A 26,391-nucleotide genomic window follows, 5' to 3' on the forward strand; every position below is an offset into this window, starting at 1 on the left:
CCTTTCGCGCTTGTTATTCAAAAATATTCGAGAAAAAGTTTTTCACTTTGTCGCCAAAACCTTCGCTTGGTTCTGGGTCATTTGGTTCTTGATAAGCTGGTTCTTCTGGTTCATAAGTTGGAGCTGGTTGTTCATAAGCTGGCTCTCTTGTATAAGCTTGTGAGCTTTGTTCAACTTGCGGAGTTTCACCAGTCACAGCACTTTTTGTTAATTGATAAACATCGCCCAACTCAGCTGCATACTCTAAAATACTGATGACATTTGTAAAGACTGGGTTTCTAAGTCCCATATGATTTGGCACATGTAATTTTACATTTACATCAAAAATTTCTTGCGCAAGTTCAACTACTCCCGGAAGGCTTGCGGCTCCGCCAGATAGTACAATTCCCCCTGGCAATTCCAATGCCTCAATCTCATCAAGTGCTTCTTTTGCTTTTACAAAAATTTGTTCAATACGCGCCTCGATAATTTCTGATAAATAACGCTCATCCACATTGACCGGCTCCGATTGACCAATTACATCTACTGGAAATTCTTCACTAGTAGATGTTCTTTCAGGATAAGCATCACCATAATTAATTTTTAATGCTTCGGCATTTTTGAACGATGTATTCAGCACGGTAGAAATATCTTTTGTAACAAATTCTCCACCTTCTTGGTTCACATAAGTAAATTTCAGCTGTTTATCATGCATTACAGCAACTGTGGTTTGTCCACCACCAATATCAATCACCGTAGTGCCAAAATCTTGTTCACCATCGGAAAGAATTGAACTTGTTAATGCTAAAGGCGTGATAATCATTTCACTAATAAATAAACCTGCTTGTTCAACACATTTACGAACATTATGAATAACCGTTTTAGGCCCAGTGAAGATGGAGGCATTCATCTCTAAACGTACACCGATCATACCTCTTGGATCTTTAATCCCCTCAAAGCCATCAACTGTAAAGTCTTGCGGTAAAATCGTAATAATTTGTCTTTCAGGAGGGACAGAACGAACAAGAGCCGCCGATGCAACATTACGTACATCTTCATCTGTAATTTCTTTTGATTCATTGTTAACAGCAATCATACCCTGGCAATCTTCAACTTCTAACAGATTGGCCGGTAAGCCAACACAAACATTGCGGATTTGTATTCCCGCTTTTTCTTCTGCTTGAGCAACAGCTCGTTGAATTGCTTGGACCGTTTTATCAATATCGATCACAATGCCACGATTGATCCCTTCTGATTTTGCATTTCCTACGCCAATAATGTTCATCTGGCCTTCTATATATTCAGCTACAACAACTTTGACCGATGTCGTACCGATATCTAGGCCAACATACATTCCAGTTTTTGCCATGGATGGGATTCCCTCCTACTTTTTTACCTACTATCGCGAACAAATAACGTTCGTATTTATTTTTATAAAGTCTTCTAATATTCACTGTCATTAATTTTACCATAGTTGAGCCGTTTTGAGAAAGAAGTTAATGAAAAATATTCAGATATTTATAGGAAAAATTATATTTTATTCCGAATCTGCTTGATTATTTTCATCTTCTGTGTTTTTTTCGTCATAAGGACGAGCAAAAATACCAACTTCCATATCAATAATGCCCTTATCATCCATCTCTTTTGCTACTTGAGGGTAATAATGCATTTGTTGGTCCATATTTGAGATGTTAAGAATGACCCGATTTCCATCATTCATAAAAATAGTAAGTAATTCATCATTATTTTTAGAGGGTGTATAATTAATCTGTGATACACCGCTTTGAATTTCTTTAGGTAATTTATAATAATTTTTAATCGTTGGCATAATTTTATCTTGCCCAGTAAAGTCTTCTAGAATTACTTTATTTTTGTCAGCTTTTTCTTGTGGTTCCTGAACAATTTGTCCATTTTCTAAAATAGGCAGATATTCCCCCTTTTTAGATAATAAGGCAACTTCTTTATATTCAGTCACATCAATTGTAAATTGGTTTAATGAAGAAAACTTAATCTTGGCTTTTTTTACTCTAGGAAAACCACGCGTAATTTTTCTAGTAAATTGATCACGTTCAAAGTATTGTTTCCATAAATTTTCGTTCATTTGTAAGCCTGATGCACGAACGACTTTTTTTGAAGCAATATGATGATTGCCACTGACATCTACCTTAGCTAGGCTGTTTAAAGGCGAGATATAATACAGCGTAAACAGTAAAGGAACAGCAAATATTGTAATAATCGTAAATAAGCGTTTATGTAATTGTTTATTCCGATAATTTTTTAGCTTAGGGAGACGATCAGCAAAAGAAACACGTTGAGTTGGATCTTGCTTTTCCTCTTTTTTTTCTGATGATTTATCCTCTAATTTTGTCTTAGAGTTTTCAAAGCCGTCTTCTTGACTGTTGTTTGACTCTGCTTGCTTTTCATTTTTTTGATATTTTTCTAAATAGCGTAAATGTTCTTTTTGCCACGGAGTTAGTTCTTCATCATTATCCGGTTTCTTTCCTTTAAAAAAGTGATCATTTGTTTTCTTTTTACTGATAGTATTCGCCTCCTTTGCTAAATATTATCCGGTTTTACTTTAAATCATAGACTTAACAAACTGATACAAGCGATCAGCTGCGTCGGGTATTCCTTGTTTTTTTGACTGAGACGACATTTGCTGCAAAAGTGCATCGTCTTCCATAATTTCATCTACAGTAGCAACTAAATTTTCTGCTGTCAATTGGTCGTCTTTAATCATTTTAGCTGCTCCTTCTTTAGACAAACTTCTAGCATTTTTGGTTTGATGATCATTTGTCACATAAGGGCTGGGAATTAACACCGCAGGTAGACCTAGACCCGTAAATTCAGCAATTGAAGTTGCTCCAGCACGTCCGACTAACAAATCACAATTAACCATTACCTCTGTCATATTTTTTATATATGGCTGAATACTGATATTTGCAAAAGCATCTTTCGTCATACCAATTGTATCATTAATTTCTTCATAATAACGTTCTCCAGAGGCATACAACACTTGATAATCTTTTTTGGCAAACTCAGGAATAGCTGCTACCACAGCTTGGTTAATTTTTAGTGCACCTTGACTACCGCCAAAAATTAAAACTGTCTTTTTTTCCGGATTTAAATTAAATTGGCGCAATAAATTCGAACGTTTTATTCCCACAACTTCTTGAGCACGGGGATTTCCGACTAAAATGGTTTTGTTTTTAGGAAAATATTCAGCAGCATCTTCAAAAGCAATGCCGATTTTATCGACATAACGAGCTAAAAATTTATTGGTAATCCCAGGTACACTGTTTTGTTCATGAACAACAGTAGGAATATTTAGTTTAGCAGCAGCATAAACCACCGCTCCAGAAACATAACCACCGGTACCAATAACAACATCTGGGTGAAATTTGCGAATGATTTTTTTTGCTTGGCGAATACTTTTCAAAAACAGTTGGATGGTTTTAAAGTTTTCAAATGTTAACTTTCGTTTAAACCCTTGAATTTCTAAAGTTAAAAAAGGAATATCGGTTTGAGGTAAAATTTTGTTTTCCATTCCACGATTGGCCCCCACATACAAAAACGAAGAGTCCGGTTCTACCTTTTTTACGTAATTAATAAAGGCCAGTGCAGGGTAAATATGTCCACCTGTGCCGCCGCCTGTAACTAGTACTCTCATTGCCTACTCCTTTTTCTCTTTTTTCAATTGCTTCACTGCCGATATATAACGATCTCCACGCACTTCAAAGTTACGGTATTGATCCCAACTTGCGTTAGCTGGAGATAATAAAATGGTATCTGCTTTTTGACTTAGTTCAAAAGCTAGCGGAACGGCTTCTTCTGCATTTTCAGCAAAACGAATTGTTGAAACTCCAGCTTTTTTTGCAGCCTCTTCCAATTTATATTTGGTTTGTCCAAATAAAACGACAGCTTTGACCCCTTTTAACGAAGGAACTAATGATTCAAAATCGTTCCCACGGTCTAAACCTCCGCACAGTAAAATGAGCTTGTGTGGATCAAAACCATCCAATGCTTTTTGTGTAGCTAAAATATTGGTTGCTTTTGAATCATTATAAAAAGCAACATCATCCACTTTTCCAACATATTGCGTACGATGTTTCACACCCGCAAATGTCCGTAAAGTATCCGCAATCACTTCATCATCGATTCCCCAAAGTACAGCTGTAGCAATCGCTGCTAAAGCATTTTCGACGTTATGTATCCCTGGTACTCCCAGTTCATCTACTGAAAGAATGGGCCTTTTTTTGTAATAGAGTACCCCTTGTTGCAAATAAGCACCATCGACAACTTCTTTTGTCGAAAAAGGAACCACCGTTGCTTGAGTACTTTGAGCTAATTCTTGTATTTCTTTTTGATTCCAGTTCAAAATTAAAAAGTCCTCAGAAGTCATGTTTTGTTGAATCTTCCATTTAGCCGCAACATAAGCTTCCCAACTTCCATGGTAATCAAGATGAGCTTCATACAAATTTGTCAATACAGCAATTTTAGGATGAAACTGTCTTACACCCATCAACTGAAAGCTCGATACTTCCATAACAAGACAATCTTCTTTTTTAGCTTTTTTTGCTACTGTACTTGCGGGGTAACCAATATTACCAGACAAATGTGCCTGCTGGCCAGACATACCAGCATTTAATATATGCTCAACCATAGTTGTCGTTGTTGTTTTACCATTTGTGCCAGTAATAGCGACAATTGGAGCTTCTGAAATTTGATAAGCTAATTCAACTTCTGTAATAATAGGTAAGCCTTTTTCCTGTGCTTTTTTTACCAAAGGATGGTCATAAGGAATGCCGGGATTTTTTACCATCATGAAAAAATCTTCATCTAATAATTCAATTGGATGGCTCCCACAGATGACCTTTATGCCTAAGGCTAAAAGATCTTGTGCCTCAGGATTTTCCTCAAAGGGCTTGCCATCATTAACGGTAACAAGTGCGCCCAAATCATGTAATGATTTAGCCGCACTAACTCCACTTTTTGCTAATCCTAAAACGAGTATTTTTTTATTTTGATAGGTTGTGATTTCTTTCAATTTCTTCATCTCCTGCAGTTACTGCTTGTTTTCTTTCCATTAATTTAAACAAATCAATAAAGTAACAACTGAAAAAATAAAGGCAGTCAGCCAAAATATACCATCAATTTTCCATTCAGACCAGCCGTTCATTTCAAAATGATGATGAATAGGTGACATTTTAAAAATACGCTTGCCTGTCAGCTTAAAACTAAAGACCTGCAAAATTACACTAGCTGTCTCGATAACATAGACAATACCAATCACCAATAATGTCCATTCTTGGTGTAAAAGAATCGAAATTCCGGCTAATAATCCGCCTAATGCAAGAGAGCCAACATCGCCCATAAAAATTTTCGCTGGTTTTTTATTATATATGAAGAAACCAGCCAAACCTCCAATTACGCTCAAACAAACAATTAAGACATCCATTTGGTTTTGATACCAGGCAATAATAGCATAAGTTGCAAAAGAAATAACTGCAAGTCCTGAAACTAATCCGTCAATACCATCAGCTAAATTGACCGCATTTGAAAAACCGACCAACCAAAACATTACAAATAAGCCGTAAAAAATGGATAAAGGTACTGATAAGCCGAAAAAGTTAAGTACATTCTCATTTCCTTCATATAAAAAAACAAAGTAAAAAACTAATGCTCCAGCAATTTGTCCAACCAACTTTTGTATGGATGTTAATCCCATATTACGCTTTTTAAATATTTTAATAAAATCATCTAAAAAGCCTAACAGTCCGTATACGATAAAAACAAAAAGCAAAATCATAAGTGACGGAGTTGCTACTCCTTGCCACAAACTCACCCAAATAGCTGTAATGATTGAACCGACTAGAAAAACGACACCACCCATTGTAGGCGTTCCAGCTTTACTGTTATGCCACTTTGGCCCTTCTTCACGAATCTCTTGTCCATATTTTTTCATCTGAAAATAACCAATAAACAATGGCATCAAAATGACCGTAATAGCAAAGCCACTTGCAATCGGCAGAATCATTTTTGTCCAATCCATATTTTTCCTCTCCTCATAACTTATTTAACTTTGTTTCAATATCGTTCTTTTATTAATCTTCTTCTAGCTCAAAGCTTAGTTTATTATCACCTATTTTTTCATAAGGTTGAACACTTTGACTCACGCAATAACCTTCGCCTTCAAAAGAAACATCGACATCTAAAAGGTCTCCCAATTTGACAAGATCTGCTTTAGACCAGCCACTAACGTCTGGCATCATAGGATTGTTATCATCCGTTAAAAGTAACAATTTTTCTGAAGACATTAAACGTTCGCCATTATCTACGGATTGCTCCACTACTTTATTCCCATCACCAATGACTATTGGAGTGAGCCCTTTCTTTTGTACGTCGTTAGCTGCAGTATCAGCCTTTAAATTACGATAGTCTTCTACTTTAACTTTTTCGCTACTCGTTTCTTCATTATCTTTGGCTTCGTCGACATCACGAAGATCCATCGCTCTTTCCAATAATGGATTGGCAATACTAGGCAGCACTTCAGTATCTTCTTGTTCTGGGCGGTTCATTGTAAGATACATAACATACTGCGGATCTTCAGAAGGTGTCATCAAAACAACAGAATACAGGTAATCGCTTTGACCTTCTAAATAGTTTCCATCACGAGAAATCTGTGCAGTTCCTGTCTTAGCTGAAACATGTTCATTTGGCACTTTATACTGATCATAAGCCGTGCCGTATTCTTCACTTTCTACGGTGTCCCGCATATAAGTACGCACATCTTTCGCCGCTTTTTTAGATACAGGATGTCCGACAACTTCTGGTTTAGTTACGATTTCGTCATCTTTGGTTTCATCAACAATTTTATCAATCACTTGTGGTTTTAACATAGCCCCATCATTTGAAATCGCGCTAAAAGCTTGTAACATTTGAAATTGGGTTACGCCAATCGCTTGACCAAAGGCTGTCATTGCATGACTTACGACATTGTCTTCTGGTAGTGAACCATTCTTTTCACCAGAAAGGCCCGAATACGTACTTCTGCCAAAGCCAAATTCTTGTAAGTACCGTTGCCAACGCTCTTTCATCCGTTGTTCTAATTTAACCATTCCCACATTACTTGACCAGGATAAGGCTTGTCGCATAGTTAAAACTGGTTTGGAACCTCTATGATAATCCCAATCTCTAATGGTAGCATCCAGCAAGTTTATTTCTCCAGGTTTATATGTTTCGTTAGGATTAAATGTTCCATTATCAATCGCGCTAGCTACTGTCATTACTTTCATAGTAGAACCTGGTTCATAGTTGTCTTCTACGAATAAATTCGACCAAACAAAATCCTTAGCATTAATCCCTTTTTTGGTTTCAGGATTAAAGGTAGGCCGTTGTGACATGGAGACAACCTCCCCTGTTTTAGCATCCATTAATACCGCAGTCATATCTTCGGCATCAACTTTTTTCCACGCTTGGTCCATTAAAGTTTCCAAATAGCTTTGCAAACGACTATCTAATGTAGTATAGATATCTTTACCATCAACAGCCGCTTGTGACTCCGCTACAGTTCCTGGCAAAGGATTTTGATAGTTATCCTTTTGATAAATAATTTTTCCATCTTTTCCTTTCAAGACGTCATTATAATCCTCTTCAATCCCCATACGTCCGACCAAGGTTTCTTGGTTGGTTTTCTCATCATTTTGAACATCGGCATAACCAATGAAATGTGAGGAAAAAACACCATTCGGATAAATCCTAGACGGATGTTCAGTAAAGTATAAGCCAGCGATGTCTTTTTCTTTCATCGCTTTTTCGATCGTTTCTCTTTGCTGTAGGCTAATACTTTTGGCATTAGGAATATCCACTTGATACTTGTTTTCTTTGGCCCCTTCTTTTAAGACTTTTAATGTTTCTTTTTTATCGACATCTTTAACTGTATCTGCGATAATTTCTGCTAACTCGTCAAAGTTTTTTTCTTCAGCATATAATTTCTCATCGCCGTTTGTATAAGCTTTTGATAGCACCGCATATAAAGAATAAGAAGTCGCATCTTCTGCAATGGGTTCACCATTACGATCATAGATTGTTCCCCGTTTTGCTTTCACAACTTCTGACCCTTGATATAAATCTTTGGTTTGTGTCTCTAATGATTCTCCAGCAACATTGCCTACCACTACGATATAACTTAACCGTGCAACAAATAAAAAGAACAACCCAATACTCGTAGCAAAGAGAATAATTCCTACTTTTTTGCGGTTGTTCCTTGTAGACAAATTTTTCTTTTTAAAGTATTGCCGGATTCTTTCTTTCATACGCATTTATTTCACTTTCCTTAAATGGTCGCTATCAATTGATAGACCTTTATCTTCAGCAATTTTTTGAATTCGTTCGCTTTTTGACAACTCATTTTTTTCCTGTTGTAATCGTGTTACTTCTGCTTGTTTTTGACTGACATTTTCTTGCAAATTAGATACATCTTGTTCGACTTCACTAATGGTGGTTCGCAAACTGATAGTAAGCAACCCTAAACCGATCAAAGCAGCGATTAAAATAGTAATGATAAATTTTTCTAAACGCGAAATTTTTTCTAATTTACGTGTAGGCGATAAAGGTACAACCACCACATCAGGACGATTAGGAGTATCAGATGGTTGAAGATCTATCTGCTCTTCTTGTGAAACTTCATCTTCCATTTCGTAAGAAGCGTTTTGTGCTTTTAATTCTGCCATTGATTTTACTCCTCCTTTATTTTTTTGGCTACACGTAGTTTTGCGCTGCGTGAACGATTATTTTTTTGGATTTCTTCTTTACTCGGAAGGATTGGCTTTCGAGTAACTGTAGCAAGAATGGGTTGAAACTCTTCTGGAATAATAGGAAGTCCAGGTGGCATATCTTTAATGTGACTATATTCTTTAAATATATTTTTTACGATACGATCTTCTAAAGAGTGGAAAGTAATCACTGCAATACGACCATCCTTGTTTAAAAGCTCAATGGCTTGTTCTAATGAACTTTCGATGGCGCCTAGCTCATCATTTACAGCAATACGAATCGCTTGAAACACCCTTTTAGCTGGGTGGCCTCCCTTTCTTCTTGCAGCTGCAGGAATCCCTGCTTTTATAATGTCTACTAATTGTGTGGTCGTCTTAATCGGTTGTTCTTTACGAACTGCCTCAATTTTTCGGGCAATTTGTTTGGAAAAACGCTCTTCGCCATAACGAAAAAATATTTTAACTAATTGATGATAATCATATTCATTGACAACTTCGTAGGCAGATAAATCCTGACTTTGGTCCATCCGCATATCAAGCGGAGCTTCTTTGTGGTAGCTAAAGCCACGATTAGCTTCATCTAACTGAGGTGAAGAAACTCCTAAATCGTAAAAAATGCCATCTACTTTATAAACGCCCAATTTTTTCAGTTCTTCTTTTATAAAACGAAAATTACGTTTTATAAATGTTACCTGCCCTTTTTTTATGTAAGGCTCTAAACGTTTCTTAGCATAATCGAGTGCTTGTTGATCTTGGTCAAAAGCGTATAGATGTCCATCAGATGCTAATTGTTCCAATAAATATTGACTATGGCCAGCGCCTCCTAAGGTACAATCGACATAAATACCATGAGGATTAACAAGTAAGCTATCTACAGTTTCTTTTTTCATCACTGTAAAATGTTGAAACATGACCATCTAATTTCCTCTTTCTACAAGCCAAAATCAATCATTGTTTCGGCAATATCATCAAAGTTTTCTTCTGTTTCTTCAGCAAAGTCGCTCCAATGTTGTTTATCCCAAATCTCAATTCGAGTCGATACACCAATAATCACGCAATTTTTTTCTAAATTGGCATGCTTTCTCAATGTATTTGGAATATTAATCCGACCTTGTTTATCAATTTCACATTCAGTGGCAGCAGAATAAAAGAAACGGACAAAGCTTCTTGCATCTTTTTTAGCAAGAGGCATTTGATCTAATTTTTCTTCAAGTTTCTCCCATTCAGTCAGAGGGTAGCCAAATAGACAACCATCTAAACCACGTGTCACAACAAATTTTTCTCCAAGTTGTTCACGAAGTTTGGACGGAACGATTAAACGACCTTTTGTGTCTATCGAGTGTTCAAATTCACCCATTAGCATGTCTAACCCTCCAATCACCACCTGATAAACACAGTCTACCACAATCCCCCACTTTCTACCACATTTTGTCCAAAATTACTGAAGAACTTTTTTGACTTTTTCTTACCAATTGGTAAAGGTTGATTTAAAGAGTTTTCTTGGAGTCTTTTAAAAGACTTTTATTAAAAAAATTAAAAGAACTGGATCACACTAAAGATAATTAAAACAATGTATAAGATAAAAGAAAGCAAGAAAACGGAACGCCAATACATTTTGAAAAACCGACGATACACGATTTCTTCAAAAAAATAAGCCTGGAATATAGCCAAGGCGATCCCTAATAATAAAAGAGTCATGAGAAAATAAGGAAAAATTGAAAATTGAAAACTGATGATTGAAAGTTGTCGTATTCCAAAAAGTAAAAATGGTACGGTTAAGTCTGACGCTTTTAAACGAAATCGTTTATATAACGAAAAAATAGAGATGCATAGTCTAGCTGCAAACAAAACAATTGCAGGGAAAAAATACCAAAACAAAAAAATCGGTGAAAATGTAGACATAATATGTAGTCCTTTCTAATAACAAATAACTTCCTTGTACTTTTCATGTAGTTATTTCATTGTTCTTAAAATTTCTGTTAAAATAAAAGTAAATCTTAGGTCAAATAGACGGAAAATGAGGGAGAAAATCCATGCTTTATTATACAATTCATAATAACTACCTAATTAAACAAGACCAAAACACCAAAAATACCATGTGGTTGCATGTGGAAGATCCTACTTCACAAGAAATAGATACTTTAACCAAGACTTATAAATTGCCTAAAGATTATCTATCTGCCGTTTTAGATGATGAAGAAAATTCGCGTAGTGAGGGGTTACAACAAAAGATAATGAAAAAAGCAGTTCTTTTGCTCCTTCAATTTCCCTATGAGATGACTAGCCCCTCAGGCTTTCAACAATTTGAAACTTATCCGTTATCTTTGATTATAACACCCGAAAACCGAATTATTACAGTGACAAAGTATCCACTTCCTTTTTTTAAAAGAATTAAAGAACATTATTTCAAACCAAACGACAATAATCCTGAAATGAATATTTTATTAGAGATCTTATGGCAAGTCGTCCTTTCATTTAACCGTTGTTTAAAGCAGACCAAAACGAAGTTGGACCATCTAGAAAATCAAATTAAAGTTTCCACTCAAAATGAACAGCTCTATCAAATAATGGATATTCAAAAAAGCTTAGTTTCCTTTGATGAAGCGACCTCGGCAAACTTGAAAACTTTAACAGCTTTTGCGCATACAGAATTGTTCCAAGAAAATCATGCTTTAAAAAATCATTTACATGATATTTTAGTAGAAACCCAGCAGGCCTTAACCTCAGCCAATATTCATTTAAAGTTTGCTACGCATATGAATGACACTTTTTCATCGGCCGTTTCTAACAACTTGAATAATGTGATGAAGATACTTACTTCAGTGACCATTGTCTTAACAATACCTACGATTATTGGTGGAATCTATGGAATGAATGTTAAATTACCTATTGCTAAAAATCCCTATGCGTTTTGGATTATTATGGTAGGAACCGTGATTATCAGCTGGGTTACTATCAGAATTTTAAAGAAAAAAAATCTTTTATAGTTTTTAAGTTGTTTTCTTGTTTTCTGAAGATTTAGGTTGTAAACTGTCATTATCATATTAAAAGGATGAATACACATGCGAGATAAAAAACCAACAAGCACTTTTTCCAAAGTGACCAAAGTAGTTATTTGGATTATGTTAATTGTCACAATCGGTACAGTTGTATTGAGTGCTGTAGCAGCACTTGTCTAAAAATTCCAACGACAATGCAGCTCCTAATCGGTAGGAGCTGCTTTTTTTATCCGATTTTTCCTGCTTGTGTCAGCATTTCTTTTGCATTTTCCAATGTCAGCTCAGTAATTTCTGCACCAGAAAGCATGCGGGCAATCTCTCTAATACGCTTAGTAGTATCAATTTCCTTTACAATGGTTCTCGTTCTGCCATCCTGGATTTCTTTACTGATTAAGTACTGATAATCTCCTGCAGCTGCGACTTGAGGCAAATGAGTAATACACAGTACTTGAGAGCCAGAAGCAATACCACTGATTTTTTCGGCAATAGCCTGTGCGACCCTTCCGCTCACTCCTGTATCTACCTCATCAAAAACAATACTTGTTTTTTCTTGGGCTTTGGAAAAAATCGACTTTACTGCCAATAAAATGCGTGATAATTCTCCGCCTGAAGCAACTTTTGCTAATGGTTTTAAGGGCTCCCCTGGATTTGTTGTGATATAAAACTCCACTTGATCAAACCCATTTTTATTTAATTCTTTCTTTCCATCAGAAAAGCGCACCTCAAATTGAGTGTTTTCAAGATATAGGTCCGCCAGTTCTTGCAAAATATCTTTTTCTAGTTTATGAGCAATGTTCTTTCGTTGTGAATGCAACTTCTCGGCTTTTTTACAAATCTCATTATGTTTCTTCTCCAAATTAAGTTGCAATTCTTCTAAACGGTTGCCTGTATCATCGGCTTGTGCTAATTCTTCTGTTATTTTTTTGTAATAATCTAAAATAAAAGCAATTGATTCTCCGTATTTACGTTTAAGTTGGTGAATAACTTCTAAACGTGCGTTTACTTCTTCTAAGCGCCCTTCATCTAGTTCTAATTGGTCAAGTACGCTGGAAATTTCCCCTGCAGCATCTTGTAGTGTGTAGTAAGCATTTTGTAAACTTTCATTAATTTGTTCATATTCTTTATCCAAATGGGCTACTTCTTGTATCTCCTGAGCAGCAATGCCTATGCCATCTAAGCTGTTGTCGGTTTCACCCGCTAAAATTTCATGACTTTTAGCAAAGGCATCAACAATTTTTTGGAAGTTCGTTAATTTATCACGCTCTTCAGTCAGCTTTTCCTCTTCATCTATCTGTAAGTTTGCCTCTTCAATTTCCCTTTTTTGGAACGCTAGCATGTCAATCCGCTGTATGTAAGATTGTTCATTTTCTTGAATCGTTCGTACTTTTCTTTCTAATTCACGAAATTCGTTATAGGTCTTTTTAAAATCGGATAATTCGTCTTTAAAAGCTTGAGAACCAAAACTATCTACTAACTGTAAGTGTTTTTCTGGCTGCAAAAGGTCTTGGTGTTCATTTTGACCTTGAATATCAACTAGATAAGCACCGATCCGCTTTAAGTTTCCTAAGGTAACAATTCTACCATTCACTCGACAAATGCTTTTCCCAGAATTCATAATATCGCGTTGAATAATTAATAGCTCGTCTTGTTGATCAATTCCTAGGTCGTTCAGTAATGAATTAAAAGAAGGGACCTTCGGTAATTCAAATAAACCTTCTAGCACACATTTTTGTTTGCCTTGTCGGATATAATCGGTCGATCCTCTTCCTCCTGCTAAAAGTCCCATAGCGTCGATAATAATTGATTTACCGGCACCGGTCTCTCCTGTCAAAGCCGTCATTCCCTGATGAAAAGTTAAGTGCAATTTTTTTATAATGGCAAAATTTTCAATGGACAACTCTAATAACATGTGAAGCTCTCCTTTATTGAGTATACTTTTGCAATGCTTGAAATAGATTTTCTTTATCTTGAATGGTTTTAGCAATCATCAAGATATTATCATCGTCATTTAAAATAGCGAATAATTCTTCATCAAAGTATTTATCAATCAAATTCGCAATCGCAGAGGCGTTGCCTGGCAATGTTTTTAAAACGACAAATTTATCCATCTGATCTAATGATACAAAAGCATTTTTTAGTAATTTATTTAATTTTTCACTCATATCTTCGTCTGATTCTACAGGAATACTATAGCGATAGCCACCGTTTGCTGCTGGAACTTTAATCAATTTTAACTCTTTAATATCTCTTGAAACAGTAGCCTGTGTGACTTCAGCATTGCGTGCTTGTAAAGCTGCGACTAATTCTTCTTGTTTTTGTATACTTTCTTCTTCTATTAATTGGATAATTAACTGGTGTCTTTCTTCTTTTCGCATGTAAATCCCCCTAGTAAAAATATTTATATTATTCCTGTATCTTTGTATTTTTATTCAATTCGTACTTATCATAGCTTATTTTAATTAATAATAAAAGACAGTATAGGAAGTTTCTGCCAGCACAAAAAAAGAAACGCTCTTGACGTTTCTTTCTTTATTTATCTAAATTATTATGAGCTTTGGCCACTAATTGTCCCAAATTTATATTTGAATGGTCGTTTCCAGATTGGTCAGTTTTTTCAAAATGCGCGATAAATTCAATATTTCCGCCTCCACCTGTAACCGGTGAGTAATTTAGCGCTTGTAAATTATAATTTTCCTGTAGGGCAAAATGTATAATATCTTCTAACACTTCTTGGTGAACGACAGGATCGTGAATGATCCCTTTTTTTCCAACAGAGTTTTTTCCCGCTTCAAACTGAGGCTTAATGAGTGCCATTACATTGCCTTGATTGGTCAGTATTGGATAAAGAGCTGGCAAAATTTTTTTCAATGAAATAAACGATACATCAATTGTAGCCACTTCAGGTTTACCTCTAGTAAAATCTTCCGGCTTACAGTAGCGAAAATTTCTTCTTTCCATGACCACTACGCGTGGATCCTGTCTAATTTTCCAAGCTAGTTGATTATAGCCAACATCAAGCGCATAACTTAACTTGGCCCCATTTTGTAAAGCACAATCGGTAAATCCACCAGTTGAGGCTCCGATATCAAGCAAAATTTTATTCTTTACATGAAAATCAAATACTTCTAAGGCTTTTTCCAACTTTAATCCACCACGTGAAACATAAGGCAATGGTTCACCAATAAGTTTAAGTATCGTATCTTGAGGGAGCTTTTCACCAGGCTTATCTAAACGCTGATTTTTTTGTGTGTAAACTGTACCAGCCATGATCCCTCTTTTAGCTTGTTCTCTTGTTTCAAAAAGACCTTGTTGAAAAGCTAAAACATCTACTCGTTCTTTTTTCATTGACTGCCTCTTTCCAATTCAAATAACTGAATCATCTCTTGTAATAAAGTGGGATCAAAATCGTTAAAAGATAAATTAGCAAGTATCTTGCGTGCTTGAGCTAACTGAGTAGTAAGTGCTGCTTTTGCTTGTTCTACTCCTAATAAAGCTGGATATGTATTTTTCCCTGCGGCACTATCTTTTTGCGTTTTCTTCCCCATTTTCTCAGTTGTTGCCAACTCATCAAGCAAGTCATCTCTAATTTGAAAGGCTAACCCCAAATAGGAGGCAAAATTATCTAACTGACTTAATACTCGTTCGCTTTGATCGGCTAAAATCCCTCCGCCAACTACAGCAAAACGAATTAAAGCTCCTGTTTTCTTTTGATGAAGTGCTGTCAACTCAGAAAAAGACAGCTGCTCTTGCTCACTTTGGATATCACGTACTTGTCCAGCAATCATCCCACTAGCTCCAGCCGATTTTGCCAGTAAATGTAGCAAACGATTTTTAGAGGTTGCTTCTAGCTTTATTTCAGCGACTAGCTCAAAAGAACTCGTTAACAACGCATCACCAGCTAAGATGGCTAAAGCTTCACCAAACACCACATGATTGGTCGCTTGACCACGACGTAAATAATCATCATCCATCGCCGGTAGATCATCATGAATAAGCGAATAAGTATGGACCATCTCTAAAGCTGCCGCCACTTGGTAGGCTTGCTTTGTAATATTTTTTCCAAAAGCAGCAACAGTCGCTAGTAACAACAAAGGACGGATACGTTTGCCTCCAGCGTTGATTGAATACAGCATGCTCTCTTGTAATTGCTCATTTGCCGTATGTGTCTTAATAAAATCTTCTATCTGCTTTTCAACTTCCGGTAACTTGTCTTCTTGCCATGTTGCTAAATCGTTCATTGATCTTCCTCTTCAAATGGTTCTTCTTTATCCTCTTCAGTCATCATCTTTGTTAAAGTTTTTTCTGCCTTAGATAAGGTATCCTTACATTGCTTGCTTAGATCCATCCCTTTTTGGAACGCATCTAAAGCTTCTTCTAAAGGCACATCTCCTTGCTCTAAGCGAGTCACAATTTTTTCTAGTTCTTCCAGTGATTCTTCAAATGTCTCCTCTGCCATCTTTATCCTCCTCAATTTCGACCACCCTAGTTTGTACTTGGCCATCCTTATAATGAATATTCAATTGATCTTCTTTAGCCAATTCATGAACAGACTTTATGACCTTTTCGTCTTTAGTAGTATAACTATACCCTCGTCCCATAATCTTTAAAGGGCTTAATAAGTCCAATGCTTGTACTGTCTGTTCAAAAGCTTGTTGTTTTTTGGAAAGTATTTGCCAGATTTGTTTTTGTAATCGCTCTTTTAGGTATTCTACTTCCTGTTTTGTCTCTTTTACTTTTGCCACAGGTGCTGACTGTTGCAGACGGTAATTTATCTGAGTATAAGCTTTTTCTTTTTCATAAACCAACCGTTGCAACGTTTGGTGCATTCGCTGATTTAGCTGGTCTAGTTTAATTGATTGTGCTTCATATAATCGTTCTGGCTGTCGAAAAATATAAGAATTCTGCACTCTTTGGAAACGTTCTTGTTTCCGCTGAATTTGTCGAATGTAGGCTTGTTGTAAGCGCGCTTGTTTTTCTTCAATTCGTAATATTTCTTCTGTTAAGACAGGCACAGCTAGCTCAGCTGCCGCTGTCGGCGTAGCAGCTCGAACATCAGCTACTAAATCGGCGATCGTTGTATCTGTTTCATGTCCAACAGATGAAATCACCGGAAGGTCACAAGAGGCAATAGCCCTAGCGACCCGTTCTTCATTAAAGGGCCATAAGTCCTCAATCGAACCACCGCCGCGACCAATAATTACTGTGTCAAAGTTTCCCATTTTTTGTACGCGTTGAATGTTTCTAACCACATCGTCTGCTGCTTTATCCCCTTGGACAACCGTTGGAAACAAAACAATTTGAGCGATAGGGTATCTTCTTTTAGTCGTTGTGATGATATCTCGAATCACTGCTCCGCTAGGACTTGTTAAAACAGCAATTCTTTTGGGAAACTTGGGCAGGGACTTTTTGGGTAAACGAAATAAACCTTCAGCATCTAACTTTTTTTTCAATTGCTCATAAGCCTGATACAAGGCCCCAATACCATCAGGTTGCATTTGGTCGATATAAATTTGGTAATTCCCTGTTGTTTCATAAATCGAGATGCGTCCTACAACCATTACTTTCATACCTTCTTCAGGCTGAAACTCCAATTTACGAAAAGCATTTTTAAACATCACTGCCGAAATCTTGGCTTTATCATCTTTTATATTAAAATACTGATGATTTGGGCGTAAGCGGAAATTGGAAATCTCCCCTGTTAAAAAAACTTTTTCTAAATAAGGATCCGCATCAAATTTTCTTTTTAGATACTTAGTAAGTGCACTGACTGTTAAATATTCCATCAGCTAATCTAACTCCTGACGTTTGCAAGCTTCGATTGTTTGTTGCATTAACATAGTGATTGTCATCGGTCCAACCCCTTTAGGAACAGGCGTAATAAAGCTGGTAAGAGGCTCAACTTCATCAAATTTTACATCCCCAATTAACTTCCCATTTTCGTCACGATTCATGCCTACATCAATGACGACAGCGCCTTTTTTGATAAATTCTTTTGTTACAAAATGGCCTTTGCCTACTGCTGATACAATGATATCCGCTTGTCTAGCTAAGGCTGGTAATTTTTTTGTATATGAATGAGCCATCGTTACAGTCGCATTTTGCGCTAAAAGCAGTTGAGCCATTGGCTTACCTACAATATTACTGCGTCCAATAACCAAAGCGTTTTTTCCAGCTAGTCCAATTTCATAAGCTTCAAACATCTTCATAATACCATAAGGGGTACATGGGATGGCTTCGGGCTGGCCTAGTAAGAGTTTTCCCATATTTACCGGATGAAAACCGTCGACATCTTTTTTAGGATCAATGGTAAGCAGTACTTTTTGCTCATCAATATGCTCCGGCAAGGGTAATTGTACTAAAATCCCATGATAATTGGGATCATTGTTATATTTTTTTATTTCAGACAATAATTCTGCCTCGCTGATATCTGCGGGAAAATTTTCTAACTTTGACTGTATGCCAATTTTTTGAGCAGCGATTTCCTTATTTTTTATATAGGTTTTACTTGCAGGATCGTCTCCTATTAAAAAAACAACTAACCCTGGAGTGATATTTTGTTTTTTTAAATCTGCAACTTCCAAGCGCATCTGCTCTTGCATATTATCTGCTAGCTCTCTGCCTTTAATCAACTCTGCCATGATCGATCACACTTTCTCATATTATTTTTTTATTCTAGCATAACTTTATCTTTTCAACAAAAGAAGCTAGCTTATAAGCTAGCCTCAATTTCTGCATTTACTGCTGATAAAATACCATTTACAAATTTACGCGATTGTTCATCACTAAAAGTCTTTGTTAGTTCGATAGCTTCATTTAATGCCACTTTGTTAGGGACGTCTTCCACATATAACATTTCAAATAATCCAATGCGAAGAATAATTAAGTCCATTTTAGATAACCTTTCAATACGCCAACCTTTGCGCAAATGATTTTTGATTTTTTCATCAAGCTCATCTTTGTTCTCACAAACACCTGTAACTAAAAAATCTAAATAAGCGGGAACAAAGTGCTCCTGATTCTTATCTACTATTTCAGCGTACTCTAATTCTAAAACAGCATTAATTGCATCTTTTTTCTCCAATACCTGGTTTACATCTAGTGGAAATAAAGCTTGTACAGCTTTTTGTCTGATTTTATGCCTGGATAACTCTTTACTCATTTTCTTCCTCATCGTTTTCAAAAAAATCATCTAAATCTAACTGCTCAGTTTTTTCTGGGATCATAGCAACAACATGAACATTGACTTCAGAAAGTTCCACATCTGTCATAAACAGAACTTGTTGTTTCACTCGATTTTGCATGTCCATTGCTACTTTGGGAACAGAGACCCCATATTTCATATAAATGTAGATATCTACTTTAATTCCTGTTTCATCCATTGTTAAATAAACGCCCTTACCATAAGTGGAACGCCCTAATAATTCTGTAACATTGTTAGCAAAATTCCCTTGCATGCGATAGACGCCTTCAACTTTTGAAGCAGCAATTCCTATAATTACCTCGATGACCTCAGGAGCAATCACAATATCTCCTAGTTCCTGATTTGCATCTAAAACAAAATTTTTTTCATCAGCCATTTAGATTCCTCCATTTTAGGATTGCTTTTCACTTTTTAGTTTATCATTTAATTTACAGATAAGCCAAATTAAAACTCAATAAATACTAAAATTTGAACAAATCATAAAATAATCAATTCTTTTGGTGAATGAGTTAATATCTCATTGCCAGTAGAAGTAATTAATAAATCATCTTCGATTCTAACGCCACCAATTTCTGGTAAATAAATACCTGGTTCATCCGTAATGACATTTCCTGGTACAAATACATTTTCTGCGCGTGAAGATACATTAGGACCTTCATGGATATCCAAGCCAATCCCATGTCCAGTTGAATGACCAAAATCTTCACCATAACCAAAAGAAGCAATATGTTCACGGGCAACCGCATCTAATTCAATCCCGCTTATGCCTGGCTTGGCTGCTTCAATCACTTTTAACTGAGCGTCTAATACAATTTGATAAATTTCTTTTATCTTTTCACCTGGATCTCCAATAGCAAAAGTCCGCGTCATATCAGAAACATATCCTTCGTAATAACAGCCAAAGTCCAGCGTGATAATATCACCTTGTTCAATTGTTTTATTACTTGCCACGCCGTGAGGCATTGCAGATCGTGTTCCAGAAGCCACAATCGTATCAAAAGACACACCGTTAGCTCCTAATGAACGCATAAAGAAATCTAACTGATTGGCCACCTCAATTTCAGTCATTCCAGGTTGAACCATCTTTAATACGTGTTCAAACCCTTGGTCTGCAATATGACAAGCTTGTTTAATTTTCTCTATTTCTTGTTCGTCTTTTACTTCCCGCAAGCTTTCCAGCAGACCAGAAATTGGGATTAGCGCACTTTCTGTTATCAGCTCTTCAAGCAAGCTGTATTCAGAAAAACTGATATAGTCTTCTTCAAACGCAAGTGCATTGACTCCCTTACTTTGTACAAGTTGGGCTACTGTTTCAAAAATATTGCCACTATTTTTAACAATCTCAAATCCTTTTGCTTGCTTAGCAGCTTGTTGGGTATAACGAAAATCTGTGACAAAAAAAGCCTGTTCACCGGTGATAAGTGCTAAGCCGGTCGTTCCAGTGAAATTTGTGAAATAACGCAAATTATAAGCACTCGTTATTAAAAAACCGTCTATTTCTTCTTGATGCATTTTTTCCCGCAAACGTTCAATTCGTGACATAATTATTTCCTTCTTTCCGTTTAGACTCCCACCTATTATAGCAAACTTCGTTGTTAAGTTAAACGAGTTTAATTTGTCAACGATTTTATGATAGCAAACCGCTCATTTAGCTTAGTTATACCTTTTACATCAAGTATAAAAAGAAGCCATCACTTAATTGATAGCTTCCCCATAATTTTATTTATCTTCATCTCGCAATGTTAACGGTTTGTCTAATATTTCTTTATAAATAACCGCATTGACTAACTCCTTACCAGCAAGATTCCCCTTAATATTTTTCTTTCCGTTCTTCTTTTTAGCTGCTGCCTTACCAGTCCCAGTCGGCTTTGTGGTTTGTCGTTTATTGCCAAAAGAATCTCCTCTAGCTGGTATATTGTTATTTGACAAATGTTGATTACTTTTAGCTTGCCTTTGCGGTTGAGCAATCTGCTTTTTTACTTTTGTCTGGCTAGCAGGTTTTGCTTGCCGCCTTTGCTGTTGATTTACATTTCTTCTGTTTTTGGTTTGTCGTTCTTCTTTTGTCACTTGAGAATTAGCTCCTTTTTGGTTGCTTTTGTGAGGATTATTCCCTGAGGAGCGTGAAATATTTTGCCGCTTATGATTTTCTTTTCTCTTTTTGGAACGTCTTCTTGATAGGTTCAGAACAAACACAATTAAAACAAAAAATAAAGAAGCATAATCTAAAAGAAATTCAATGATCGAATCAAAAAAATCCAACATACTATCACTCTTCTTCTGTTTGATCTGCTTGGTCAGAGATAGACTTTCTCATTTTAGTATCTGATTCAACATTTTGCAATTTATAATAGTCCATCACACCAAGGTTTCCTTGACGCAAAGCTTCAGCCATTGCTAATGGAACTTGTGATTCAGCTTGTACGACTTCTGCCCGCATTTCTTGTTCTTGAGCAATCGCCATTGAACGACGTTCTTCAGCTTTTGCTTGGGCAATATTTTTATCTGCTTCAGATTGGTCTGTTTGTAATTGCGCACCAATATTACGTCCCACATCAACATCTGCGATATCAATCGATAAGATTTCAAATGCGGTTCCCGAGTCAAGACCTTTTTTCAAAACCGTTTTTGACATTGAATCTGGATTTTCTAAAACTGCCTCATGTTTTTCTGAAGAGCCTACTGTAGTAACAATCCCTTCCCCTACGCGGGCAATAATTGTATCCTCTCCAGCACCCCCAACTAAACGTTCAATGTTGGCGCGAACAGTTACTTTAGCTTTTACAATAAGTTCAATCCCATTTTTAGCTACAGCTGATACCTTGGGCGTTTCAATCACTTTAGGATTAACAGACACTTGAACTGCCTCAAAAACATCACGACCCGCTAAGTCGATTGCAGCCGCTTTTTCAAATTCTAAATCAATTTCTGCTCGTTGTGAGGCAATCAAAGCATCGATTACTCTGTCCACATTTCCACCAGCTAGGAAATGGGCTTCTAACTGATTCGTTGAAAGAGCTAAACCAGCTTTGGTTGCTTTGATTAGTGGACGTATAATACGCTGTGGATTCACTCGTCGCAAACGCATTCCGACAAGTGTACCAATCCCCACTTTAACTCCTGAAAAATAAGCGGTGACCCAAAGACCCACAGGTACGAATCTTAAGAAAATGATCAGTAAAATAATGATAAAAACAGCAGCAATAGTTATACCAATAAAGCCGCTCCCGATTTGTAATCCATTATTCATAAATTTATCCTCCATCTTTTATTTTTTGTTTTCTTACCAAAATTTTTGTTCCTTGCACTTGTTCAATAACAATAGGTGTTCCCAACGAGATAAACTCTTCTGTGCTTAAAACATCAAATAATGGTCCTTCTTCAGTACCAAATGTTGCTTTTCCAGAAGGCCTTAGAGGTGTTTTAGCAACTCCGGTCAGCCCCGGATATAGATTTGGTCTGTGTTTTTCTGTTTTGGCTTGACTTCCGGCAGGCAAATTGGTCTGCAAGACAAGTTTATTCACATTAGTCAACGAGTAACCTCTTTTAGCAAGATATACGACTAGGGCTGTCGTAATGACAACCGCCATGCTTAAATCTCGCACAGTTTGCATTAAGTCTCCTACGGTCCAATATAAACCAGCAATTAATAAAATCGCTCCTACGATGCCTGCCACACCAAATTCTGGAACAAAAATTTCAAAAACAATTAAAAGTAAACCAAAAACAAACAACACCAGTGGAAGCCAGTTTTCTACCCCAATCATATAAAAGTAAACGGTAAAACTAGCAAGTGTCACAAGAGAGGCAATTTTAGTAAGCGGTGTTAACACAGCTAACGCTAAACCAATAAACCCGATTGTGAGCAACAAACTTTCCATCATACTTGCCTCCTTTATCTGTGAAATCCCTACAACTACTCACATATTTATCATATCATGTTTTTTCAACGATGTATTGTTATTTTTAACAGAAGCTTAGATAAAAGTAATGTTCCTATCCCTTATTTACCTTGAGCCAATTTATAGTAAAACTGCATTGAGCAATAATTACAGAGAACTATTTTAACTATTAAGAAAAAAACTCATAAGAAAAATAAATTTTCCCTATGAGCTAATAAAAAATTGTTACCTTTCATTTTGAACTCTTCTTTTTCTTCCCGAAAGAAAGTAGACCATTTTTGATCACTTTGAAAAAACTGTTTGCTTGTACCATATGATCATAAGCAACATAAGGTCTCATAGCGCGTAAAACTTTTTTGGTATCTTTTGAAGCAAAGTTAAATGTACCATCCTTTTTCGTTTCTATAGCATAACGCGGAATCCATTTTCCTTTAAACAACACACTCGCGACGACATAATCGACTTCTTCCCAAGGAATTTGGATGTAATCTTGTGCATTTTTTGAGTTATAAAATTCAAATGCTTTGTCGCCAATTAAGACCTGGCCATATTTAGCTAAACCTACAAAAGATGTGGCATCCATTGTTAAGTCAACTTTTGTATTTAACGATTGTACCATCTTATCAACCCACCTTAAATTTAATTTTAGCATGAAACATTTTTATGTACAAAAAAGATAGGACAAAAACAGCCTATCCCAAAAACAAAAACGTTTGGAATACTGTTTTTGCCCATCATATGAATCAAAATTATAACAAACCGAGCACGTGACCAACAACACCAAAAACAAACAAACCAAGAATAATGATAATTGGAGAAACATTTTTACGTAATAACCACATACACAAAAAGGTTAGTAGTAAACCGGCTAAACCTGGAATTAATTCATCCAAGTTATCTTGTAAGGTCGTTACATCAACGCTTGATAATGCTTTACCTTGTTCATCTACTTGTTGAAAGGCTGACTGCAATCCTTTTGGTGACATTGGTATGTTGGACCAGTCAACGTAAGCGCCCTTTTGCAGTGGTGTTCTTGAAACAACGGGCTGAAAGTCAATATTAACCCATCGTTCCACCAGCGAGGCCAGAACAAACATCCCTAAAATAGAAGCACCTCGGGTAACATCCTGCAACAAACCACCCGACAAGTCATCCGTAATCGCTGACCCTGCTTTATAGCCGAATTCTTGTGTATACCATAGAAACGCCCAACGAATAATATTCCAAGCTAAGAAGAAAATGATTGGACCCATTACATTACCACCGAGTGCTAAAGAAGCGCCTAAAGCACCTAGCATTGGTCGAACGGTAAACCAGAATACTGGGTCTCCGACACCTGCTAAAGGTCCCATCATTCCAACTTTGACCCCTTGAATAGCAACGTCATCAATCGGCGCCCCACCAGCACGTTCTTCTTCCATCGCTAGTGTTACACCAAGTACAGGAGCGGTTAAGTAAGGGTGTGTGTTATAAAATTCCAAGTGACGTTGTAACGCCAACTTACGGTCTTCTTTATTTGGGTATAATTTCTTAATTGCGGGAATCATTGCATAAACAAAGCCGCCGTTTTGCATCCGTTCATAGTTCCATGAACCTTGGGTAAAGGTATTACGCCATGCAACATTTAAGCGATCTCGTTTTGATAATTTTACTTTTTCCTCTGCCATGAGTTATCTCCTCCTTTTACAAGCCTTAATAGTCATTGAGTATGTCGCCAAGTGGATCGCCAGAGCCGCCGTTTCCACCGCCGCCTGCGGAAGAGCCACCTTGTTTTGAAAGCGAGATATAAATAAGTGCTAACGCAATACCAATCGCTCCAATAGCAATTAATGTTAAATCGGTAACCGCTGCGATGGCAAATCCTAAAATAAAGAACGGCCATACTTCACGACTAGACATCATATTGATAACCATTGCATACCCAACTGCTACAACCATGCCACCACCGATTTCCATACCATCAGTTAACCATTGAGGCATGGATTCTAAAAATGAACGAACGGTTGTTGCAGGAATAAATAATAATGCTCCTGCTGGAAGTGCAATACGTAATCCTTGCATACAAACTGCTAACACATGTAACCATTCAATTTTACGATAACTTCCTTGTTCGGCTGCTTTATCCATTCCATGAACAACTGGAACTGCAAGTGTACGAACGATCATCGTCAAAAATAGACCTGCTACAGCTAAAGGAATGGCAACAGCGATTGAAGTTGAAATACCCGCTTGTTGTTGACCCCCTAAAACTAAAATAATTGCAGAAGCTACCGATGCTAGGGCAGCATCTGGCGCCACAGCTGCACCAACATTCGCCCATCCTAAAGCAATCATTTGTAATGAGCCGCCTAGCATAACACAAATCTCTAAATTACCGGTTACAAGTCCAATCAATGTACATGCAACTAAAGGTTGGTGGAATTGAAATTGGTCTAAAATTCCGTCCATCCCAGCAAAAAATGCAACAACTACGACCAATATCATCTGAATTGCATTTAAATCTGACATAATAAACCTCCTAATTCTTTACTATTTTTTACTTAGCATTTTGTAATCCAGCTTTTGCTTTTTTGAGCAAATCATTCAGGCGACCACTTGAATCGCTCGGCACTTTACGAACATCAAATTTTACGCCTAATTCTTCCATCCGTTCATATGCTTCAATATCTTTTTCATCCATAGAAATAACATTATTCACAACTACTTTTCCTTTGGAGTGAGCCATAGAGCCGATATTTACTTCATGGACGTCTACGCCGCCTTCAATTGCTTTTAACATATCTTCTGGATTTTCAAAAAGTAACAGAGCTTTTGTTTTACCAAAACGTGGATCTTTGTCTACTTCGATCATTTTTTTAATGGGAACAACATTGGCTTTAACTCCTGGTGGTGCTGCTTGCTCAATGAGACTTTTACGCAAGCTATCTTGAGCAACCGCATCACTGACGACGATAATCCGGTTTGGACCTGTTGCTTTTGCCCAGTTCGTCGCTACTTGCCCGTGCAAAAGACGAGAATCGATACGCGCTAACACATATTCTATTTTCCCATCACCAACTACTGTTCCTTCAGGCAAAGAGCCTTTAGGTTCTTCTGGCGCACCTGCATCGTCTGCCCCAGTATTGCCTCCAGCTGGTGCCAACTCTTCAGGTTTTACTTTGACCCCATCTGTTGCACTAGGAATAATAGCCGTTGCAATTTGCTGGGCAGAGTCCATTGAAAGTCGCGAAGCAAAGGCTTCAATTACCATTGGCAAATTCATACCTGCGACAATGGTCCATTTGTCTTTATGTTCTTCAAACAAACTATTGGCTTGGTTAAACGGTGTGCCCCCCCATAAATCAATCAAAAAAAGAATTTCTTCTTGATCATCAAATGAGTTAATAGCGTCTTCCATTTTTTTCTTTATGTCGTCAGGACCTTCGCTTGGCTTCAACACACAAGAAGCAACATTTTCTTGTTCGCCAAAAATCATTGTTGCTGATTCCAAAATCCCATCAGCAAAGTCTCCATGACTTGCTAGGATGATTCCTACCATT

General features: G+C 36.9%; 29 protein-coding genes. 2 read left to right on the top strand and 27 right to left on the bottom strand.

Annotated features, from left to right (window positions below):
- Positions 1 to 13: 13 nt before the first annotated feature.
- From ftsA to TS1_RS12350, 10 genes are all read right to left on the bottom strand, one after another.
- Positions 14 to 1,348: a cell division protein FtsA gene (gene ftsA / locus TS1_RS01470; RefSeq protein WP_068707092.1), complete on the bottom strand. Its 1,335-nt coding sequence runs from the start codon at positions 1,346 to 1,348 to the stop codon at positions 14 to 16.
- Positions 1,349 to 1,516: 168 nt separating this feature from the next.
- A complete protein-coding gene (locus tag TS1_RS12685) occupies positions 1,517 to 2,518 on the bottom strand; it encodes a cell division protein FtsQ/DivIB (RefSeq protein WP_083498219.1) in 1,002 nt (333 codons plus the stop codon).
- 39 nt (positions 2,519 to 2,557) lie between these two features.
- Positions 2,558 to 3,649 carry an undecaprenyldiphospho-muramoylpentapeptide beta-N-acetylglucosaminyltransferase gene (gene murG, locus TS1_RS01480; RefSeq protein WP_068707094.1) on the bottom strand — a complete coding sequence of 364 codons (1,092 nt, stop codon included), beginning with the start codon at positions 3,647 to 3,649 and terminating at the stop codon, positions 2,558 to 2,560.
- A gap of 3 nt (positions 3,650 to 3,652) precedes the next feature.
- Positions 3,653 to 5,026, bottom strand: coding sequence for a UDP-N-acetylmuramoyl-L-alanine--D-glutamate ligase (gene murD / locus TS1_RS01485; protein ID WP_068707096.1), 1,374 nt, complete (start codon positions 5,024 to 5,026; stop codon positions 3,653 to 3,655).
- A 39-nt stretch (positions 5,027 to 5,065) separates the two neighbouring features.
- Entirely contained in the window at positions 5,066 to 6,031 is a 966-nt protein-coding gene (gene mraY, locus TS1_RS01490) for a phospho-N-acetylmuramoyl-pentapeptide-transferase (protein ID WP_068707098.1), read from the bottom strand.
- A 52-nt stretch (positions 6,032 to 6,083) separates the two neighbouring features.
- Positions 6,084 to 8,300, bottom strand: coding sequence for a penicillin-binding transpeptidase domain-containing protein (locus tag TS1_RS01495; protein WP_068707100.1), 2,217 nt, complete (start codon positions 8,298 to 8,300; stop codon positions 6,084 to 6,086).
- A complete protein-coding gene (ftsL, locus tag TS1_RS01500; RefSeq protein WP_068707102.1) occupies positions 8,301 to 8,711 on the bottom strand; it encodes a cell division protein FtsL in 411 nt (136 codons plus the stop codon).
- A gap of 5 nt (positions 8,712 to 8,716) precedes the next feature.
- A complete protein-coding gene (gene rsmH, locus TS1_RS01505) occupies positions 8,717 to 9,670 on the bottom strand; it encodes a 16S rRNA (cytosine(1402)-N(4))-methyltransferase RsmH (RefSeq protein WP_068707104.1) in 954 nt (317 codons plus the stop codon).
- Between the two features lie 14 nt (positions 9,671 to 9,684).
- The gene (gene mraZ, locus TS1_RS01510; protein ID WP_068707106.1) at positions 9,685 to 10,116 is read right to left on the bottom strand and encodes a division/cell wall cluster transcriptional repressor MraZ; all 432 of its coding nucleotides are present in this window, start codon (positions 10,114 to 10,116) and stop codon (positions 9,685 to 9,687) included.
- 170 nt (positions 10,117 to 10,286) lie between these two features.
- Positions 10,287 to 10,655 carry a DUF3397 domain-containing protein gene (locus tag TS1_RS12350; RefSeq protein WP_083498220.1) on the bottom strand — a complete coding sequence of 123 codons (369 nt, stop codon included), beginning with the start codon at positions 10,653 to 10,655 and terminating at the stop codon, positions 10,287 to 10,289.
- Positions 10,656 to 10,786: 131 nt separating this feature from the next.
- Between TS1_RS12350 and TS1_RS01520 the strand changes: the two genes are divergently transcribed.
- On the top strand, positions 10,787 to 11,740 hold the full coding sequence (locus tag TS1_RS01520; RefSeq protein ID WP_068707110.1) for a magnesium transporter CorA family protein: 954 nt from the start codon (positions 10,787 to 10,789) through the stop codon (positions 11,738 to 11,740).
- Between the two features lie 75 nt (positions 11,741 to 11,815).
- Entirely contained in the window at positions 11,816 to 11,932 is a 117-nt protein-coding gene (locus TS1_RS12355; RefSeq protein ID WP_083498221.1) for a DUF4044 domain-containing protein, read from the top strand.
- A 46-nt stretch (positions 11,933 to 11,978) separates the two neighbouring features.
- Here the strand turns inward: TS1_RS12355 and recN are convergent, their stop codons facing one another.
- From recN to TS1_RS01605, 17 genes are all read right to left on the bottom strand, one after another.
- The gene (recN, locus tag TS1_RS01525) at positions 11,979 to 13,661 is read right to left on the bottom strand and encodes a DNA repair protein RecN (protein WP_068707113.1); all 1,683 of its coding nucleotides are present in this window, start codon (positions 13,659 to 13,661) and stop codon (positions 11,979 to 11,981) included.
- A 13-nt stretch (positions 13,662 to 13,674) separates the two neighbouring features.
- Positions 13,675 to 14,127 carry an arginine repressor gene (gene argR / locus TS1_RS01530; protein WP_068707115.1) on the bottom strand — a complete coding sequence of 151 codons (453 nt, stop codon included), beginning with the start codon at positions 14,125 to 14,127 and terminating at the stop codon, positions 13,675 to 13,677.
- Positions 14,128 to 14,281: 154 nt separating this feature from the next.
- On the bottom strand, positions 14,282 to 15,097 hold the full coding sequence (locus tag TS1_RS01535; RefSeq protein WP_068707117.1) for a TlyA family RNA methyltransferase: 816 nt from the start codon (positions 15,095 to 15,097) through the stop codon (positions 14,282 to 14,284).
- Positions 15,094 to 15,990, bottom strand: a complete 897-nt coding sequence (locus tag TS1_RS01540; RefSeq protein WP_068707119.1) for a polyprenyl synthetase family protein — start codon at positions 15,988 to 15,990, stop codon at positions 15,094 to 15,096. Before TS1_RS01540 ends, TS1_RS01535 begins: the two co-directional genes overlap by 4 nt.
- Positions 15,987 to 16,208 carry an exodeoxyribonuclease VII small subunit gene (locus tag TS1_RS01545; protein WP_068707121.1) on the bottom strand — a complete coding sequence of 74 codons (222 nt, stop codon included), beginning with the start codon at positions 16,206 to 16,208 and terminating at the stop codon, positions 15,987 to 15,989. The genes TS1_RS01540 and TS1_RS01545 overlap by 4 nt, the downstream gene beginning before the upstream one ends.
- A complete protein-coding gene (gene xseA / locus TS1_RS01550) occupies positions 16,189 to 17,535 on the bottom strand; it encodes an exodeoxyribonuclease VII large subunit (RefSeq protein ID WP_068707124.1) in 1,347 nt (448 codons plus the stop codon). The genes TS1_RS01545 and xseA overlap by 20 nt, the downstream gene beginning before the upstream one ends.
- Positions 17,536 to 17,538: 3 nt before the next feature.
- A complete protein-coding gene (locus TS1_RS01555; protein WP_068707125.1) occupies positions 17,539 to 18,390 on the bottom strand; it encodes a bifunctional methylenetetrahydrofolate dehydrogenase/methenyltetrahydrofolate cyclohydrolase in 852 nt (283 codons plus the stop codon).
- Between the two features lie 71 nt (positions 18,391 to 18,461).
- The gene (gene nusB, locus TS1_RS01560) at positions 18,462 to 18,911 is read right to left on the bottom strand and encodes a transcription antitermination factor NusB (RefSeq protein WP_068707127.1); all 450 of its coding nucleotides are present in this window, start codon (positions 18,909 to 18,911) and stop codon (positions 18,462 to 18,464) included.
- On the bottom strand, positions 18,904 to 19,329 hold the full coding sequence (locus TS1_RS01565) for an Asp23/Gls24 family envelope stress response protein (protein ID WP_068707129.1): 426 nt from the start codon (positions 19,327 to 19,329) through the stop codon (positions 18,904 to 18,906). Before TS1_RS01565 ends, nusB begins: the two co-directional genes overlap by 8 nt.
- Before the next feature lie 101 nt (positions 19,330 to 19,430).
- Entirely contained in the window at positions 19,431 to 20,498 is a 1,068-nt protein-coding gene (locus TS1_RS01570; RefSeq protein WP_281177351.1) for a M24 family metallopeptidase, read from the bottom strand.
- Between the two features lie 174 nt (positions 20,499 to 20,672).
- Complete coding sequence (locus TS1_RS01575) at positions 20,673 to 21,215, bottom strand: hypothetical protein (protein WP_068707133.1); 543 nt, start codon at positions 21,213 to 21,215, stop codon at positions 20,673 to 20,675.
- A 4-nt stretch (positions 21,216 to 21,219) separates the two neighbouring features.
- Positions 21,220 to 22,200: a flotillin-like protein FloA gene (floA, locus tag TS1_RS01580; RefSeq protein WP_068707135.1), complete on the bottom strand. Its 981-nt coding sequence runs from the start codon at positions 22,198 to 22,200 to the stop codon at positions 21,220 to 21,222.
- Between the two features lie 4 nt (positions 22,201 to 22,204).
- A complete protein-coding gene (locus tag TS1_RS01585) occupies positions 22,205 to 22,834 on the bottom strand; it encodes an NfeD family protein (RefSeq protein WP_245610089.1) in 630 nt (209 codons plus the stop codon).
- A 250-nt stretch (positions 22,835 to 23,084) separates the two neighbouring features.
- Complete coding sequence (locus TS1_RS01590) at positions 23,085 to 23,471, bottom strand: DUF956 family protein (RefSeq protein WP_068707139.1); 387 nt, start codon at positions 23,469 to 23,471, stop codon at positions 23,085 to 23,087.
- 130 nt (positions 23,472 to 23,601) lie between these two features.
- Positions 23,602 to 24,519 (bottom strand): PTS system mannose/fructose/sorbose family transporter subunit IID, encoded by a 918-nt coding sequence (locus tag TS1_RS01595; protein WP_068707141.1) that lies wholly within the window; start codon positions 24,517 to 24,519, stop codon positions 23,602 to 23,604.
- Between the two features lie 25 nt (positions 24,520 to 24,544).
- Positions 24,545 to 25,360 carry a PTS mannose/fructose/sorbose transporter subunit IIC gene (locus TS1_RS01600; RefSeq protein WP_068707143.1) on the bottom strand — a complete coding sequence of 272 codons (816 nt, stop codon included), beginning with the start codon at positions 25,358 to 25,360 and terminating at the stop codon, positions 24,545 to 24,547.
- Between the two features lie 28 nt (positions 25,361 to 25,388).
- The gene (locus tag TS1_RS01605) at positions 25,389 to 26,390 is read right to left on the bottom strand and encodes a mannose/fructose/sorbose PTS transporter subunit IIB (RefSeq protein WP_068707145.1); all 1,002 of its coding nucleotides are present in this window, start codon (positions 26,388 to 26,390) and stop codon (positions 25,389 to 25,391) included.
- Between the last annotated feature and the right edge of the window lies 1 nt (position 26,391).

Origin of the sequence: Tetragenococcus solitarius NBRC 100494 (genome assembly GCF_001544195.1) — a bacterium.
Lineage (GTDB): Bacteria > Bacillota > Bacilli > Lactobacillales > Enterococcaceae > Tetragenococcus > Tetragenococcus solitarius.